The 16,458-nt window shown below is 38.3% G+C and carries 18 protein-coding genes; 3 read left to right on the top strand and 15 right to left on the bottom strand.

Features of this window, described 5'->3' with window-relative positions; genetic code table 11:
* Positions 1-44 precede the first annotated feature (44 nt).
* Together I7804_RS11065 and I7804_RS11060 are read right to left on the bottom strand one after the other, a co-directional pair.
* Entirely contained in the window at positions 45-836 is a 792-nt protein-coding gene (locus I7804_RS11065; protein ID WP_248403467.1) for an MBL fold metallo-hydrolase, read from the bottom strand.
* Between the two features lie 253 nt (positions 837-1,089).
* Entirely contained in the window at positions 1,090-1,662 is a 573-nt protein-coding gene (locus I7804_RS11060) for a hypothetical protein (protein ID WP_248403465.1), read from the bottom strand.
* A 371-nt stretch (positions 1,663-2,033) separates the two neighbouring features.
* On the opposite strand from I7804_RS11060, the gene I7804_RS11055 reads away from it, so the two are divergent.
* The 3 genes from I7804_RS11055 (at position 2,034) to I7804_RS11045 (ending at position 3,988) form a co-directional block, all read left to right on the top strand.
* Positions 2,034-2,207: a hypothetical protein gene (locus tag I7804_RS11055; RefSeq protein ID WP_248403463.1), complete on the top strand. Its 174-nt coding sequence runs from the start codon at positions 2,034-2,036 to the stop codon at positions 2,205-2,207.
* 238 nt (positions 2,208-2,445) lie between these two features.
* Positions 2,446-2,862, top strand: coding sequence for an IS200/IS605 family transposase (gene tnpA, locus I7804_RS11050; protein ID WP_248403461.1), 417 nt, complete (start codon positions 2,446-2,448; stop codon positions 2,860-2,862).
* Positions 2,843-3,988, top strand: coding sequence for a transposase (locus I7804_RS11045; protein ID WP_248403459.1), 1,146 nt, complete (start codon positions 2,843-2,845; stop codon positions 3,986-3,988). The genes tnpA and I7804_RS11045 overlap by 20 nt, the downstream gene beginning before the upstream one ends.
* Positions 3,989-4,143: 155 nt before the next feature.
* Here I7804_RS11045 and I7804_RS11040 read toward each other — a convergent pair whose 3' ends face one another.
* The 13 genes from I7804_RS11040 to I7804_RS10980 all read right to left on the bottom strand — a co-directional run bounded on the left by I7804_RS11040 (position 4,144) and on the right by I7804_RS10980 (position 16,369).
* Positions 4,144-4,869 carry a PrsW family intramembrane metalloprotease gene (locus I7804_RS11040; RefSeq protein ID WP_248403457.1) on the bottom strand — a complete coding sequence of 242 codons (726 nt, stop codon included), beginning with the start codon at positions 4,867-4,869 and terminating at the stop codon, positions 4,144-4,146.
* Between the two features lie 257 nt (positions 4,870-5,126).
* Entirely contained in the window at positions 5,127-5,378 is a 252-nt protein-coding gene (locus tag I7804_RS11035; RefSeq protein ID WP_248403455.1) for a hypothetical protein, read from the bottom strand.
* Between the two features lie 158 nt (positions 5,379-5,536).
* The gene (locus I7804_RS11030) at positions 5,537-7,012 is read right to left on the bottom strand and encodes a methyl-accepting chemotaxis protein (RefSeq protein ID WP_248403453.1); all 1,476 of its coding nucleotides are present in this window, start codon (positions 7,010-7,012) and stop codon (positions 5,537-5,539) included.
* A gap of 201 nt (positions 7,013-7,213) precedes the next feature.
* Positions 7,214-7,525 carry a YbjQ family protein gene (locus I7804_RS11025; RefSeq protein WP_022753866.1) on the bottom strand — a complete coding sequence of 104 codons (312 nt, stop codon included), beginning with the start codon at positions 7,523-7,525 and terminating at the stop codon, positions 7,214-7,216.
* Positions 7,506-8,150, bottom strand: a complete 645-nt coding sequence (locus I7804_RS11020) for a MerR family transcriptional regulator (RefSeq protein WP_248403451.1) — start codon at positions 8,148-8,150, stop codon at positions 7,506-7,508. Before I7804_RS11020 ends, I7804_RS11025 begins: the two co-directional genes overlap by 20 nt.
* 117 nt (positions 8,151-8,267) lie before the next feature.
* Positions 8,268-9,050, bottom strand: a complete 783-nt coding sequence (locus tag I7804_RS11015) for a YhfC family intramembrane metalloprotease (RefSeq protein ID WP_248403449.1) — start codon at positions 9,048-9,050, stop codon at positions 8,268-8,270.
* A 533-nt stretch (positions 9,051-9,583) separates the two neighbouring features.
* Positions 9,584-10,789, bottom strand: coding sequence for a hypothetical protein (locus I7804_RS11010; RefSeq protein WP_248403447.1), 1,206 nt, complete (start codon positions 10,787-10,789; stop codon positions 9,584-9,586).
* A 221-nt stretch (positions 10,790-11,010) separates the two neighbouring features.
* Positions 11,011-11,550: a zinc-ribbon domain-containing protein gene (locus I7804_RS11005; RefSeq protein WP_248403446.1), complete on the bottom strand. Its 540-nt coding sequence runs from the start codon at positions 11,548-11,550 to the stop codon at positions 11,011-11,013.
* A 220-nt stretch (positions 11,551-11,770) separates the two neighbouring features.
* Positions 11,771-12,262 carry an NUDIX domain-containing protein gene (locus I7804_RS11000; protein ID WP_248403445.1) on the bottom strand — a complete coding sequence of 164 codons (492 nt, stop codon included), beginning with the start codon at positions 12,260-12,262 and terminating at the stop codon, positions 11,771-11,773.
* 224 nt (positions 12,263-12,486) lie between these two features.
* Positions 12,487-13,251, bottom strand: coding sequence for a DUF4886 domain-containing protein (locus I7804_RS10995; protein ID WP_248403443.1), 765 nt, complete (start codon positions 13,249-13,251; stop codon positions 12,487-12,489).
* A gap of 152 nt (positions 13,252-13,403) precedes the next feature.
* Complete coding sequence (locus I7804_RS10990; RefSeq protein ID WP_248403442.1) at positions 13,404-15,404, bottom strand: aminopeptidase; 2,001 nt, start codon at positions 15,402-15,404, stop codon at positions 13,404-13,406.
* 268 nt (positions 15,405-15,672) lie between these two features.
* Positions 15,673-15,921 (bottom strand): helix-turn-helix transcriptional regulator, encoded by a 249-nt coding sequence (locus I7804_RS10985; protein ID WP_080655272.1) that lies wholly within the window; start codon positions 15,919-15,921, stop codon positions 15,673-15,675.
* Entirely contained in the window at positions 15,893-16,369 is a 477-nt protein-coding gene (locus I7804_RS10980) for a hypothetical protein (protein WP_027204103.1), read from the bottom strand. Before I7804_RS10980 ends, I7804_RS10985 begins: the two co-directional genes overlap by 29 nt.
* Between the last annotated feature and the right edge of the window lie 89 nt (positions 16,370-16,458).

Below are 16,458 nucleotides of genomic sequence, written 5' to 3'. Positions count from 1 at the left end.
TGCCCTTATATGAATTTCATACAAGTACGGAATAATAAATGTATTCAACTAAGTTTTGACTGGTCATAAACAATTACGTGATCATCTTGCTGATAGTGCTTGCCCGATTCAACCTTAAAGGGGTGCTGCTTACAAACGCCCATAAACCAGGTATAGTCTGTATCTGCATCATTCTTGTCATCTAATATTTCCTGGATAGCATCTCTTACACAGCGCATAAGTGAGATATCATCATAGTCTCTGGCATGTCCATGCAAGATTACATCTGCTTCTTTTTCCAGGAAAAGAACTTTATCAATGCCTTCAATACACTGCTCATACGGCACAGTATGAGGAAGCTGAAGCCAAAGGTGGTGATTGATGGCATCTCCTGTAAAGAGGATCCTGTCTTCTTTGAGCAAAAGAAGGATTCCGCCCGGGGTGTGGCCTGGAATATCATAAACTTCAAGAGTCTTGCCACCAAGATCGACTACATCTCCGCCTTTGATATTCTTAAAAGGCGGCATTGAAAAGCCTTCTTCCTCGCACACTTCTACAAATTCAGGATCCTTGCAGGTATCAATCGCCAGATCAAGATCGCCTGGGCTTATATATGCTTCATCAAAAAATACATTACCATAAATATGATCCGGGTGGCCGTGAGTATTTATGACCATAACAGGCTTATCTGTGATCTTTTTGATCTCATCCTTGTAATTGTGATAACCCATCATGGTGTCTATGAGAGCAGCCTTCTTGTCTCCAATTACAAGATAACCTGTGCACTCATGGTTTTCATCAAAAAGGTATAGATATGGTTTTAACTGCTTAACATATAGAGTTTTATCTTCAAACAAAGCTAACACCTCCCGGATGTTTATGCTACTGATATTCTTGTCGTATATATATTACTATATTTTATTGATAATATCTTTCTTTTCTATAAGAATGATATTGGAAGTATTCTATTTTGCATTATTCAACATTTCTACAAATCAAAAAACAGAACCTCATGGCTGTTAACCACAAGGTTCCATTATTTTACATTTCGTCCTGATTATAGTCTCTATATTATCAGCCCAATCTATTGGACCTCCATAATGGTCAGTCTCAGCCCCTTCCAGCTGTGAAAGAGATAGATGTCACAACATCATTCTCGATTTTAAATCCAAGTGTGAATCCTGAGATTATATAGTTTGCTATTATATAACCTGCATCGTCTGACTCGAAAGAAGGTGTGCCGTAAGCAGCTTTAACATCATCATAAGAATCACCTACAGAGATCCCCTTGCTGGTCTTTACATTCTCGCTGTATGTAAAGATACCGGAGAGTTCCTTGTTGTCACCTTCTCCAAAAAGCTGGATGGAAAAATCATCATATACGAGGTTGCCTAATTCATCCTCTTTATCTGTCTCACCAAGCTTGGCTAATACTTCATCTGTATCGTCATATAATGAGATCTCAATAGTTCCATTTGACAGGGTTGTATCTGCCCTTTCGTCTGTAGATTCATATGTTACAGGGGCGCTTGCATTGTCACCAGTCTCATCTTCAACCTGATCATCTGATACTACTTCAGCATTTTCGGCGTCGCTATTTGTATCGCTAGCTGTCTTTGAGCATCCAACGATAGAAAAACATACTATTGCTGATAATAAAACTGCCACTAATTTTTTCTTCATAATTGTGTCTCCAATCTCTATTGTCTTTTTTGAAGTATGATGGGTATATCGTCACAAATGAGGAGTTTACTCATAATCTTTTTAGCCAAAAAAATCTTGCAAATTACAGGTGATATAGTCTCTCTCCCTATACTTGATATATATCATAAACAGATCTGTTAGGGTCAAAACTCATTTGTGCTCACCACATCGTCCATTGTAGAGTTTCAATCATTAAGTTCCAAGTGGCTAAATGTTTAAGATTTGTTTAAGGTAAAAAATATATTCATATAAGATCATTCGAATTATATTTTTATAGTTGCATACGTACCACAAATGTGGTACACCCAAGTCATGAAAAAGGACTAAGAATGGAAAGGGGGAATAATGCAATGAAATCCACTTTTGATGAATTTATAACTGATGATCCCAAGCAAAAGGCTTTGTTCGACAAGGAATATGATGATTTCCTTCTCTCCGAGTTTATCATACAAAAAATGGAAGAAGAAAAAACATTTTCGGCAGTAACTGCATCTAGCTGCTCATGCATCACATTCATATCGTGACGATACTCACTTCCAAGCATAAATACTTTTTCATCAAATAAGGACCATCCTTTGTTGAATGGTCCTGCTCAAGCATTACTATCTCCTACTGTTTTAACACGCCGTGAGCAAGAAATCCCCCACCTCTATAGGTGGCGGGATGAATTGCGATAAACACGGCGTTTCTTGACTTTTGTATCTGATGATATTATAATATAGTTGTAAATCAGTCGTATGTATAATAAAGGTTATAAATATTATGAAATTAGATAATAATAATCATTCAGTGTTCATGCTTCGTTATCACCTTATCATGTGCGTAAAGTACCGCAATAAGGTGATAGATGACAAAATCTCAAGCCGTCTCAAAGAGATTTTTGAGAAGATTGCCCCTACGTATAACATTACGTTAGAGGAATGGAATCATGATATTGACCATGTACATATCCTATTCCGAGGACAACCTAACACAGAGATAAGTAAATTTATTAATGCGTATAAATCTGCAAGCAGCAGACTTATTAAGAAAGAGTTTCCTCAGATACGTAAATCTCTTTGGAAAGAGATGTTCTGGTCACAGAGTTTTTGTCTGCTGACCACAGGCGGCGCTACCGTAGATATTATCAAGCAATATATACAATCCCAAGGAAAGAAAGATGACAAACAGAGCCATTAAGTATAGAGCATATCCTACAACTGAACAAAGTGTTATGTTTGCCAAGACTTTCGGCTGTTGCCGCAAGGTCTATAATCTCATGCTTTCCGATAAAATTGAGAGCTACAAGTCTACAGGTAAGTTTGTTACTGTAACACCTGCCAAATACAAAAAGGATTATCTATATCTCAAGGAAGTAGACAGTCTTGCTTTAGCGAATGTACAACTAAACTTACAAAGCGCTTTCAAGAACCGCTTTAGCAAATCCCGTAAGAAAAACAACGGATTTCCTAAATTCAAATCTGCAAAACGCAGCCGTAAGTCATATACTACAAACAATCAGCATGGTACTGTTGCCATTACTGATAACAGCATTAGACTCCCTAAAATCGGTCATGTGAAGACAGTTATCCATCGTAAGCCTAATGATAGCTGGATAGTCAAATCAGCTACTGTATCACAGGAATCTGATGGAAAGTTCTATATTTCCGTATTGTTTGAGATTGCAGATAGTATAAATACCTATGTAGCAGACACGAATAACTGTATTGGTTTAGATTATGCTTCTGACGGTTTGTATGTAGATAATAATGGTAACGTTGGTACAAATCACAAATACTATCGTGAAAGCCATGATAAGCTTGCTAAATCACAACGTAGGCTGTCACGTATGCAAGGCTCCAAAAAGCATGAAATCAAATCCAATAATTACCTAAAGCAACTCCGTAAAGTAAACAAAATACATAGACATATCGCTAATCAGAGATTAGATAATCTGCATAAAATATCTACTGAGATAGCCAATCAGTACGATGTTGTATGCGTAGAATCTCTGAACATGAAATCTATGTCAAATAAAGGTTTTGGTAATGGCAAAGCTACTCTTGATAATGGATACGGTATGTTTCTGTCAATGCTTGAATATAAGTTATCAGAAAGAAACAAATATCTTGTAAAAGTAGATAAGTGGTTTCCATCATCACAGATATGTCATTGTTGTAGAAAGATACATCCTGAGATGAAAAATCTCACAATTCGCACAATGAAATGTGATTGCGGTCTTACAATAAGCCGTGACCAGAACGCTGCTATTAATATCTTACGTGAGGGATTACGTATACTAAACGAATCTTTTGCAGTAGCTTAAAAATTAAATAAACAGTAGGGGATGGAATAGCCCTAACTTATACGCCTGTGGACATTGTGTAAGACATTGAGTTGCGTATCATCGTAGCCAATGCAGTAGTGGTTGAAGCAGGAAGCTCCGACTTCAAATGCGTAGCATTAAGTCGGAGTAGTTCACTATATTGGTCTGTCAGCCTTGGCAGTCCTACCAACAAGAACATAGGAAAGCAGGAACATCACAGCCACAAACCCGATAAAATAACCGTTCCCATCCTGCGATTCCATAGTAGCAATATAATCATATGCTCCATGTAAAAGAGCCGGAATTACAACTGCAAATATCCTGCAAAGCTTTGAACCAACATTTTCGTTTCTGTAGTCAAGTCTCTTTGCAATCCCATAAAAGATTCCCATGAAAACGCCAAAGCAGGCATGCCCCGGAATTGCTGTGACAGCCCTTACTATGGCAGTTCCAAAGCCATACATCATAACATAGCTGATGTTCTCCCACAATGCAAATCCAAGGGAAACAAAAACTGCATATACAACTCCATCGTACTGGCAATTAAACTCCCAGCTGCTCCATGTCTGTCTTTTCATGCAAAAATATTTCGAGCTTTCCTCAGCAAATGCAACAATACCAAAGTAAAGGATTATGTTATATAGTGGCGATTCATACGGAACTACAAGCCCCAATATAGCAGACAATACTCGCTCCTCAACGAGTGCCAGCAGCGATGACAATATACCTGCTTTTATCAGAGTCCATATCATATATGGGCTCTCCCTCTCAAGCTTGTCTGACCTGTATACCTTTACCATCAGAAATATCGCAGGTATAACAGCTGCAGCTATAAGTATTCCGTTATAAACAAGATATGGTGCAACAATAAAATAGAACATTGTCCTTCCTCCTCTTTACAAAATCACAGTATCCATCCTGCATCAGAAATAAGAATCTAACCGCGCTTCACAGTCCTCAACTTTTCTATCGGCTTCTTCGATGGCTTCAAAGGCATCATCATCTTTCATATTCTTTTCCCTTGTAGAAAAAATGCTACTGTAAAAACAAGGCCACCCCAAATCGCTTTGGATCAGCCTTGTGATCTACTTTGCCAGTATATTCACTCTATAGTTTATATATAGAAACTATTTATTACTTATTCCTTATCTTCCTGCTCCGTTTTATCCTTCTGCCTCCTACTGTCAATCTTCTCTTTGACTTTACCTTTGATAGTCTCCTTAAGCTTTTTCTTAGCTCTTTTCCTGATAAGTTTCAAAACTATGAGGATGACTATAGGCAATAATAGGACGAGAAGCAAGGCTCCATGCTTTTTAAAGCTTTTACACTTTCTGTTTATGGCTCTTTTGATTTTTCTTTTTAGAAGATATCTCTTGATCTTTTTGGGCATATAGCACCTCTATAACTTACCTTAGTTTTCTCTACAAATTTTACTCTACGAATTTTTCTATCCCAATTTTCCTATGACTTTTTTCTATGAACAGTTACCTGAACAATTTTCCTATTGCATTCTTTTCATTGCATTTTCTATTACATTTTTCCTTTGATTCATCTACTCCGACTTATCTTAAGGATCTCATGGAGTATATCTTCCGTTGCCTTCATATCATCCTCGCAGTTCCGGCTTATCTCTATGCTGGACTGGGCAGACGCAGCGACTTCTTCGGATGTTGCCGAGAGGTTACTGATGGCGTCCATGACTTTGATATTAGCTTCAACGCATTCTTCTACGTTGTCAGAGATCTTACCGGCTCTTGTGGTAAGTTCTGATACTTTCTCAAGGATTACTTCAAACTTCTCGCCTGTTTCTGTTATGAGCTCACCTTGCTCTGTAGCAGAGTCTACGCTCTTTTGCATATTGGCAGCAGCGGTTCCTACTTTTGCCAGAAGATCATCAATGGTGCTGGAGATCTGCTCTGCAGACTGCTTGGTATTTTCAGATAGTGTTCTTATCTCATCAGCTACTACAGCGAATCCTTTACCGGCTTCACCGGCTCTTGCAGCTTCTATAGATGCATTGAGAGCAAGAAGGTTAGTCTGACCGGATATATTTAAGATTGTATCAACGATCTCTTTGACAGTGCCGGCGGATTCCTGGAGATTTGTGGTCATGACTGCGGTTTCTGAATTAATGACAGAAGTCTCCTTGGACTTGGCATTGAGTGTCTTTACAAGTTTATTGCCTTCATTGATGTTGTCTGTGACTTCACCTGCGTTCCTACGCATAGCTCTTGACTGATGTGCTATGTCTTCAAGGGAGGAGGTGATACTGGAGTTCATCTGTGTCTGAGTCTGTATAGCTTCTGCTGTATTGGTTATAGCTGTAGATATCTGGCTTGATGCTTCGGCGCTATCTGTGACCTTCTCAGCGAGAGCTTCCATGGCGGTATTGGCAACTTCGAGCTTCTCGCCTATCTGCGTGCTGATATTCCTGATAACTTCTGCATCTTCCTGCTGCTTGGCGGCAACTGCTTCTATCTCGTCTATGTTCTCAGAGTTCTGCCTGCTATTTAACCTTACATAGAATATCGCCATGAATGACAGAAGAAGTGCGAATACCGCGTCAGTTATTACAGCGAAGGTTCTATCTTCAACTTCAACAGAATATGTGAAAAACAGTGGCACGTACAGGATATTGATTGCAAGAACACCTATTGATGTTATGAAAGTAAGTCTTGTATCAGAATACAAAAGAACCAGCATTAGGAGCGCAGGACCAAATGCCCACATGTAGGTTACGTGAACTGATCCTATCATGACTACAAGGTAGCTTAGTATCATGCATGCCATCATCAGGTACTGGCCTCTTGTTCTCTTCTTATATAAGGCAAAAAATACTATCGAGGCTATCATTATGATCGCCTGCAAAGTTCCCATGACAGCGGTGTTAATAAAGCCTACTCTTTCAGAAGCATAAAGGAATGTAGCAAGAAGCTCGAAGGTCTGGATGATAAGGCCGAATTTGAATGCTAAGATGTTACTTTCATAGATGTGTTTGTCTTTCATATCCATAGTTTTCTCCATTTTTGAAATAAGTTTGAAAATGTTCCTTTTTCAAATTTCATGTGACAATTATAGATATCATCTATATATATCGTCAGTAGTTATAGATTTTATAAGATATAGAAAACGCCAAGGTAACTAATTTTTGTTAGAAACAGTTACCTTGGCCATTGTCAAGATTTATAATGATGTAGATAATATAACAAAAATCATGCAGACTTATCAGATAAACTTAACCGCTGTTCCGTAGGCCATAACTTCTGCAGCGCCCTGCATTACAGATGAAGATGTATATCTTACGCCTACTATTGCATCAGCGCCGAGGCTTTGCGCTTCATCGACCATACGCTTAGTTGCGATCTGTCTTGCTTCTACCAGCATATCCGTATAGCCCTTGATCTCGCCGCCTACAAGTGTCTTCATGCCGGCCATAAAGTCCTTACCAAAATTCTTTGACTGCACTATAGTTCCTTTTACTACTCCGAGCACTTCAAAGTTCTGTCCGGGGATTGTTTCAATACTTACGAGCTTCATCGATCTCTCCTCCATCAATTTCATTTAATCTTTGTTTTAAAGCTACAATTGTTCCAACGATCATCGCTACGAATAATAGTATTATGATCGCGATAAATCCAAAAGGTGTTTCAGGGTCAGTCATAGATGCCCAGCTTATGATTATGATCATAGCTATGAAAAAAGTAATGCTGACACATGCTGCGATAATAGGACCCCGTTTAGTTTTCTTAATATCAGTCTTATTAACATCCATAAACCTAACGCCTCCTTTCTCAAGTTTTGTCATATCCTCAAGATAGGAGTCAGCCTTCAGATCATCAAAAGTATCCTGAGCTTCCATAATCTCTTTGCACATCTGTTTCATAGTATCAAGTTCTGTCTGACGATGTGTATAATACGATATATGTCTGTCAAGACAATCTGTCATAGATACTTCTCCTGCTTCAAGCTTCCTGATCTCTTCAATAGGTACCTCTAATTTTCTCAAAAGCTTGATCTTGTTAAGAACATCTACGTCCTTAAGAGAATAGTCTCTATAGCCGTTATCTTTGTTTCGCTCCGGACTGATAAGCCCCTGCTCTTCATAGAAGCGAATATTCTTTTTAGTAATTCCTACCAGCTCTTCTACTTGATTGATCTTCATGCGTTCTCCACAGCTTCATTATTTATTTTTAACCTCATGTCGCGAGTGAAACGAGTGACTAATGGTTCAAATTGGTGGAGCTCGCGACACCAATTTGGGTTTGAAAGTGGAACACTTTCAAACTTCTATATCTTCTGAATACTTTTTATATACGATTACAGCAAGAATTGCAATCACGATCACAAGTACCAGCTCAATCATATAGGCTGAAAGATATGCTGCCATTATCACTGTGATGCAGTCTACTAGTGCATGTATCATTATTGAAAGGGCTACAAGATAGATTTTGTGCTCTTTCACAGCTTTATATACTATGTAAGACAAGCATATATGCAGCACTATAGCACATATTCTCTCAACTCCACCTAAGTAGAAGTCTAATGGGTTTGTGGTCCATAAAAGAGATATCTGCGCCATTGTCTGCTCCTTGACCTGCGGATCAAGCCCTGAAAGAGTAGCCTCAAAGGTGCCTTGATTGATCATAATAGAAGTGACCAGATTCGATATGGAAGTAAGACCCACGATGAGTATTGCCTCTATTCCTCCATGACCTACTCCATACATAAATGCATTTTGCTTGTTAAGGGCCTTTTTCTTGAACAGATTCATCGAAACGAATCGTCCAACTTCTTCGAAAATACCTGCAGCGAGTCCGCCATATACTGCCATTAAGATGAGATTGCCGGTCAGCGCCTCTCCAAAACGGTTGACCATCACATAATGAAGGAGCTGTTCTAATATAAGCGCAAACAGCACAAATGTTACTGCTCCTATCACGAACCAGATCAGCTTGGCATTCATCTTCTTAAATGCATAGATCATCAGCCCGATCGGAACTCCGATTGATACTATAAGACTAAAGCACATTCCTAAAATTGATAATGTCGATACTGTTCCCATGTCTATCCTCCTATAAGCCTTACTATTCTTTTAAGAAAATATGTATTCCAAAATCAGATTTACATTTCTTAATTAGATTTTGCATTTCTGAATCAGATTTGCATTCCTAAATTAGATTTTGTATTTCTGAATTAGATTTGCATTCCTTATCAGATTACATATTTTTCTTATAAGAACTGCGGCTTTTTTATTAAGACTTGGCCTTGCCTTTACTTGAAATATAAACCTTCCACAAGGTGGAAGGTCAATACATTTTTGGAAAAAAATAAAAAAATTTCTGTTTAATAAAAAAACGACTTAATAAAATATGACTTCTTAAATGTAAATTACAGAAACGCGCATTTACTGCGTGTTTCGTGATTCGATGAATCGGTTGGCAATAGAGCCTTCGACAAAGTCGAACTCAATTGGCTCTATTGCTGCATTTTTGAATCTATGATTCAAAAATGTATAAATTAAGGGACAGTTCCAATGACTTTGACTTCCTGTCATTTAAACTGTCCCAATAATCTTTTTTGAATATCTTTTTTGAATCAGTCTGATTCGATCAATACAAATTCAGCACTAAACTTTCCGGGGTCTGTTCCACCCCAAGGCGAAAAATCAAACTCTTTATCTGAGATGCCTTCAACAGTTATGATATAGGTCTCATCATCTTTTTTCTTGATAGTGACGTAATACGTCTCAGGATCTGATTCCCAGCTTTCCTCACATTCCATGGCTTCTTCGCTAACTCCGTCCCATGGTATGCTAAGAGACAAAGCCGCCGGTGAATCATCATCTACATAGAAGCTGAAATGGCTTCCCATATAATAAGCCGGACTAAAACTCACATAAGCATCACCATATTGATATTGGAAATCCTGAGTCCATATGGAATCATCTTTTATCCCGTTAAAAGCTTCTGCGCCGCCGACATTATAAAGAACATAGTAGTCAACAGGAAGCTTTTCTATACCATCCATCCTTACATCTACCCAAGACAGACATTCCTCTGTCATGGCAGAAAGTAATGCTCCGGGAAGGTATATAAGGAACTCATCAGCATCATCAAATCCATAAGGCTCGGTATATATATATCTGGTATCATCTTCTATCTCTGTGGTTCCGACTTTGTCAGCGTCTCTAAGGGTGAGTTCTAAGAGCTTTGTAGTATATATATACTCATCATCTGTAGGCTGTGGTACATCGAACTTACCTGTGAAATCACAGACATACATCGTGCCATTGGGATATCCTTCTCCCGTATCGCCCATATCAGAATCATAATAAGATCCGTCAAAAGAGCCGTCTTCAGAGATCGTTATATCTGTGCTCCATCCGCCTGCACCACTGGAAAAATAGAAAAAATCCGGCATTATAGCAAAGAGATTTTTGTCTTCCGTATCGGAATCTGACTTGCTATCTTTACTATCTTTACTATCTTTACTGTCTATATCTTTATTATCCTTGCTGTTCTTATCAGCTTTGTCGGTGCCATCTTCTTGATCTGTAGACGATATATCTGAAGATGTAGATGATAGCGGGGATTTAGAATCATCTATCTCACTATCATTTTGCGCCTGATCATCTGCCACAGATCCAGTATCTTGTGACAGCTCTTCATTAGACGCAGATACATCCTGGCTGCCTTCCTTATCTCCAAGTGATATGTCAGCGCAGCCTGTTACTAGAAACGAGCATAATAGAAGTGATAAAAGTCTTTTACCTAATCTTGTCTGGTTTGATCTTTTTATCATAATAATAATCTCCTTGTTTCATTCACAAAAACGACATGGGCCAAAAGAATGTGACAGATGTTTTTTTCACCTCTGATTATTGTATATATTATTGATTATTTCAAGTTTCTTTGGATTCAAAAATCCCGGCAAGGCGATTACCAATTCACCTTGCCGGGAATTAATTATAATCAACTCAATTGATCTATTATTACTAGTTCATCAGATCATAAAAACTGTTCTTATGAATATGAATCAGCTTTTTTCTTCTGAATAAATCTGATTATTCCTGCAATTATCAAACAAATAGATCCTAATAGAAGAAAATAATAGCCTGGCCCCTTATCAATCATAGCCGCTGCAAGTGCACCAAACTCATCATCGCCAGTAGCCTCACTAAATTGCGCGTTCTCTACAAAGAATATAATCATCGCAACTGCACCTGCGATAATAGTAGCAATATCTATCCCAAGCAAAGAAAAAACAATTCCGGCAATAGCAACAATAATGACTATAATTCCATCAGGTCCATCCATTAAACTGGCACTTAATGATGATCCAAAGACATCCACACTTACAAATGGCAGAAAAGATGATAGAAGAAGTACTACACTTGCAATAATTCCAAAAATGTTCATTTTGGATTTATTAATTATTCCAGGAAATGTCAATTGACTATTGGGACTATTCGCTGGACTGCTCGCTTTTCTGACAGTTGCTCCGCAATTAGGACAAAAAGTTGCCCCCTCGGGTATCTCTTTACCGCATGATGGACAGAACATAAAAGTACCTCCTTCAACAAAAGTATAAGTAATCTATCCCCCAACTTACAGGTAAACTAATTGTCCTCTGTATTAAAATCAGCACAACTTAATGTGCTGATCTCAAACGGATAATATTCGCAGATGCATTATCGTTATTTCGTCATTTCTATTAAGAATATTACTCCTGTTATCAATGTCATGTCAATTATAACTAAAGAAGGCCATAAACATCCGTCAGTTACGTGCAGCTAAGCTCTGAAAAATCCACCCCTTCATCCGTCGTAACACCAACGTACATCTTGTCCGTTGATCGTCCTATTGAGATATAATGATCTACCACATACTTCGCAGTAAATGGCATCGGAAGATCTGACACCTTGTCAATAGGAAACCATTTGCTTATTCCTTCATTAGATTTAAGTTCAGCATTAAAATTATCCTTTAATCTAGCGAAATAATAATAGTTCTGCCTTATCTCACCTTTGGTATATCTAAGAGTGACATATCTCAGTGTTAACCCTTCGATATCATCCTCCTTAAGACCAAGTTCCTCCCCCATCTCTCTAATAATGCATGCCTTAGGATCATTAAGCTCATTCTCCTCAAAGTGCCCACCAGCCGATCCGGTCCACACATCATTAACAACTCTACCGCCTTGCCTGAATAAAAGAAGCACCTTATCCCCTTTAAACAAATATATCGCTGTCATATTCCTCAATCTACTACACACAATTCCAACTCCTCCATTTATAGAATGCATTTAATACATTTAATATACTAGCATAATTTAGATATTATAACTATCTGAAACTAATCATATCCTACTATGTAAATTATATTGGCATTTAGTATAAAAACTTGTCATGTTGACTTTTATATACAAAAATATCCGGTAAAGTTATCTGTCACCTTACCGGATACTCTTATAGTAATAATATTGTTATTAATGGTCCCTTAACTTATACAGGTTCCCAAGAGTCCTAATTCTTCTTGAACTATAGATAGAAGCACGGGATCAAATACTTCATCTGTATCGCAGCACTTGGGGATATAACTGCACTTACTTAATGGAGCATCTAATAGTGTCTTGGCCCAGGTACAGGCAAGTGCATATCTTCCATACAAAAAGTGCATATGGAAGCCGTCTCTGCAGATAGATTTACCGCCCTTAGATACATCAAACTCAGGGTGCTTTCTGATATTCTGTATCACATCACCGCAAGGAATAAGTCCTATGCCATACTTGTCTGTTATCATATAATAATTAGCTCTGGAGCGCTTATACATATGAATCTGATCATTGTTGTATCTTATGAAACATCCATGATCACTGTCTATCTCGTATGCCCAGGTCTGCTGCATGAATATCTGCGCGTCCGGAACTTCTTTTTTCAAATAATCTATAAGAAGTCCTGTAAATGGCTCATAGGTATCGAGCCAGCCGCTATCATGACTAGCCTGCTGAGTTACGATATAATCCCATGGCTTTGAATGAAGGATCTCCTGGATGCTCACGTATCTGTCGGTCTCGATACCATTTTCCTGATACTGATATGCCTTCTCATTTCTCGTGATATTACTCCAATGGCGCTCCAACGAGCATCCTCCGATATAGAGATTGACAACATGAACATCTATATCCATACTCTGACATATATCATGCAAATAGGCTGTAGCGTCCCTTGAAAAACTATTCCCGATTGCAAGAATGTACTTCATATGATTCCTCCCGGTAAGTTTATGAATTAAGGTCTATAAGAATTCAGCTCTTTATGTATAAAGTTCTTTATGTATTCAGTTCCTTTATACATTCAGTCCTTTTATACATTCAGTTCCTTATACATTCAGTTCTTTATTAATTCAGAACTTTATTAATTAAGCTCTTCAAGTGCTTCGTTAAGCTCCTGTGTACCTTCAAGTACAAATCTTCCGTCCTTGATGATTGTCTTCTGATATCCGTTCTTACCGTATACTGTGATCTCTCCCAGCTCATTATATGGAACAGTAATATCTGTATGGCAGCCAAAATATGCCTTCTCAGGATCGTCTTTTCTAAGAGAACTTACTTCGTTATCTCTTGCTATTATCTCTTTGCCGTCAGGATTGAATACTGCATGGTCTTCGCTGTGTGAATAGCATGTATCACCAAATGCAAAGTGAGGTCCTGTCTTTTCTGCAATGAGGATTGGAAGCTTAGCCTGGATATCATGCTTAATGCCCATTACATATGCAACAGTGTTAGTTCCGATAGCGAACTCGCCCATAGCAAGAGTCTCATGATTTTTCATGATCTCGTCATCTACAAGCTTTTTGCCATCAGCAGGGTTTTCGAAATTACCGCATGAATAGTCTGTAACCATACCATCTTTTACTGTGAATGAAAGGTCGGTATATTTAAGGCCGTTTATGAAGACTTCTTTGACATGAAGAAGACCATTTGTTCCCTTAAGTACAGGAGATGTGAAAACTTCACCAAGAGGGATATTAACGTCATCAAGGCAGTTCTCGAAATTGGTCTCATTCTCAGGATTCTTGAGCTCATGGAATGAAACTGTAAGCTCTGTCTTGTTGCCGTTCATACCTTTGATAACAGCATGATCACCAAGGTCAAGAGCATCGATAATAGCCTGCTGGATCTTCTGATATTTTTCTCTGGGAAGAGTATTGACCTTAACTGTATCTGCAAATATCTGCTCGAACCTATCACCAATCTCAGGAACAGGATAAGCTATTATTGCAAAGCTTCTCTCTTCGCCTGGAAGGAACTGTGTGCGAAGAAGCGCGGCTTTATTTATAAGTGATGCATAAAGAGGTCTTTGTTTTTCATCAAATGCAGGTGCATCCTTCTTTCTGACAGGCGCAAAGTCTCTCTCTCCAAAGATTTCGATAGCAGCAGGTCCGCCGTGAGATCTAACCTTGTCTTTGATACTCTCATAAGCCTTACGGAAAGCAGAAAGATATGTATCAACGAAAGCTTCATCAAGGTAAAGTGCCATATCCTGTTTGTGATCAAAATCGCTCTGCTTGTTCTCAGCTCCGGACGTTACGAGGAATGTGCTTGCAAGTCCCATTTCTTTAAACTGCTCGGCAGCAGTCTTTACCATCTTTTCAAATCCAACGTTATAGTAGATGCAAACTGACTTTTTCTTGTCAAAATCTACGCCCATAACTTCAAAACCTTTGCGGTAACCCTTAGTAAGGGTGCCAGCCATGGCTGTAAGATCTGAATCAGGAAGAGAATCGATGAACTTAGCTGTTCTTATCTCATTATCAGAAACAGGAAGACCGTATAAATACAGGAATCTGTAATCGCCGGGCTTAACCTTATTTAAGATTTCTGTAACCTTATGATTATCAGGATCATACTGTCTATGGATTGCTTCCATAGCGATAAGATCAATGTACTTGGTCTGATGATCTTTAATTGCCTTCTTCCATGCGTCTACATCTGCGCCTTCTTTATAAAGGTTGTATATCTCAAGGAAAAGCTCTATAGCTATTACATATCTCTCTTTCCTGTTATTAAAGATGTGTGTATTTCCAAATACAAGCTTTTCTGCAAGTAAAGCGATGATCTGGCCCTTATCTCCATACACATTTGCTGCCTTAGTAGGATTTACAAAAGAGTCCTCATAGTTTGCCTCAAGCTTCCAGTTATAAAGCTCATCATTATTTGCCTTCATTGCAGCTTCGTCAAGTTCATAAAATGATCCATCTGTAAGCTTATCATATGTTTCAAGCTGAAGAGTTACAAGCTTTGCTGCCTGGGCAAAAAAGCTGTCTTCCTTCTCAGATGTGAGAATTCCGGCTATTTCGTCCTTGACCTTAGTAAGGCGGTCGTTAAGTTCTTTGATATCTGCTTCGTTATTCATTTTCTTTATCCGGCTAATGCCTTGTCCTTTCATTTATTATTTACTAAATTTCCCACTTGGACTGCCTGCCCCTGTTAAGTCTTTGGGGATACCATCCCGTCCAAGTTGAAAGTTTTAGTTATTTATATTCATTATGTATATCTAACATCACATTAGACAATGATAACACAATAGTGCTTTAAATAACAGCAGCCCCTTCAATATTTTATAAATAATTTAGGCATAAAAATATAGGGGACTGATAATTCAATCCCCTATCTATGCGATATTATAAAAATAATTCCGTGAATTCTTTTCTTCCGGGAACCCAGGCTTTTTCATATATGCTTCTGAAGTGGTTCTTGACTGTCTGTTCTGAAATTCCAAGCATATATGCTATTCTTCGATTAGTTAGACCTGATACCTTCAGATACCCAAGTTCAAGTTCTCTTCTTGTAAGCCCGAATTTCCCTGCAATCTGAAGATATCGTTCTTTGGAAATATCATGATCATTCATCTTCAAGATCCATTTCTTCATTCATCTTGCGCTCAGCATTTAGTCTAAGCGGCAAAAGGAAAAACTCGATAATAACAGCATATAGTCCCGAGATCATGCATACAGCAAGATTAGGGCCAATAACTTCAAGATTATTGATCTGTCCTAAGATCATTATAGCAGATACGATTATTGCCAAAAGCGCTCCAAAAACAGTCAGTTTCTGTGCTGCGTCAACGGCTTCTATAATGTTCTTTAGTTCCAAAAGCCTGTATTTTCTTATCCCCACTGAAAAGGCTTTTAAAAAATCCTTCCATTCTCTCATAATGATAAGCCCTGGAATCAGGATCATAATGATAAGGATAAACGACGGAAGATCAACAAACCATAGTGCAGCTGATATTCCAAAACTACTTCCCAAAACAAGAATAGCAAATACCAGTATCAAAAGTACCAGTTGTCCCAAAAGGACCAAACGGATATTCTTCATAGAAGGCCTCCTTTGCAGATAAAAAAGCGGCTGTTTACACTAGTTCTAATATGACAATATCATAGATTAAGCTGTAATAATATAGTACC

This window comes from Butyrivibrio fibrisolvens (assembly GCF_023206215.1).
Taxonomy (GTDB): Bacteria; Bacillota; Clostridia; order Lachnospirales; family Lachnospiraceae; genus Butyrivibrio; species Butyrivibrio fibrisolvens_C.
Note: the sequence above shows the minus strand (reverse complement) of the source record. Positions and strands in the feature narration are given on the sequence as shown.

Bases quoted from the DNA above. Each gene is read 5' to 3' on its own strand.
- I7804_RS11060 (WP_248403465.1), bottom strand. From the start codon at position 1,662: ATGAAGAAAAAATTAGTGGCAGTTTTATTATCAGCAATAGTATGTTTT.
- I7804_RS11055 (WP_248403463.1), top strand. From the start codon at position 2,034: ATGAAATCCACTTTTGATGAATTTATAACTGATGATCCCAAGCAAAAG.
- tnpA (WP_248403461.1), top strand. From the start codon at position 2,446: ATGAAATTAGATAATAATAATCATTCAGTGTTCATGCTTCGTTATCAC.
- I7804_RS11045 (WP_248403459.1), top strand. From the start codon at position 2,843: ATGACAAACAGAGCCATTAAGTATAGAGCATATCCTACAACTGAACAA.
- I7804_RS11040 (WP_248403457.1), bottom strand. From the start codon at position 4,869: ATGTTCTATTTTATTGTTGCACCATATCTTGTTTATAACGGAATACTT.
- I7804_RS11035 (WP_248403455.1), bottom strand. From the start codon at position 5,378: ATGCCCAAAAAGATCAAGAGATATCTTCTAAAAAGAAAAATCAAAAGA.
- I7804_RS11030 (WP_248403453.1), bottom strand. From the start codon at position 7,012: ATGGAGAAAACTATGGATATGAAAGACAAACACATCTATGAAAGTAAC.
- I7804_RS11025 (WP_022753866.1), bottom strand. From the start codon at position 7,525: ATGAAGCTCGTAAGTATTGAAACAATCCCCGGACAGAACTTTGAAGTG.
- I7804_RS11020 (WP_248403451.1), bottom strand. From the start codon at position 8,150: ATGAAGATCAATCAAGTAGAAGAGCTGGTAGGAATTACTAAAAAGAAT.
- I7804_RS11015 (WP_248403449.1), bottom strand. From the start codon at position 9,050: ATGGGAACAGTATCGACATTATCAATTTTAGGAATGTGCTTTAGTCTT.
- I7804_RS11010 (WP_248403447.1), bottom strand. From the start codon at position 10,789: ATGATAAAAAGATCAAACCAGACAAGATTAGGTAAAAGACTTTTATCA.
- I7804_RS11005 (WP_248403446.1), bottom strand. From the start codon at position 11,550: ATGTTCTGTCCATCATGCGGTAAAGAGATACCCGAGGGGGCAACTTTT.
- I7804_RS10995 (WP_248403443.1), bottom strand. From the start codon at position 13,251: ATGAAGTACATTCTTGCAATCGGGAATAGTTTTTCAAGGGACGCTACA.
- I7804_RS10990 (WP_248403442.1), bottom strand. From the start codon at position 15,404: ATGAATAACGAAGCAGATATCAAAGAACTTAACGACCGCCTTACTAAG.
- I7804_RS10985 (WP_080655272.1), bottom strand. From the start codon at position 15,921: ATGAAGAAATGGATCTTGAAGATGAATGATCATGATATTTCCAAAGAA.
- I7804_RS10980 (WP_027204103.1), bottom strand. From the start codon at position 16,369: ATGAAGAATATCCGTTTGGTCCTTTTGGGACAACTGGTACTTTTGATA.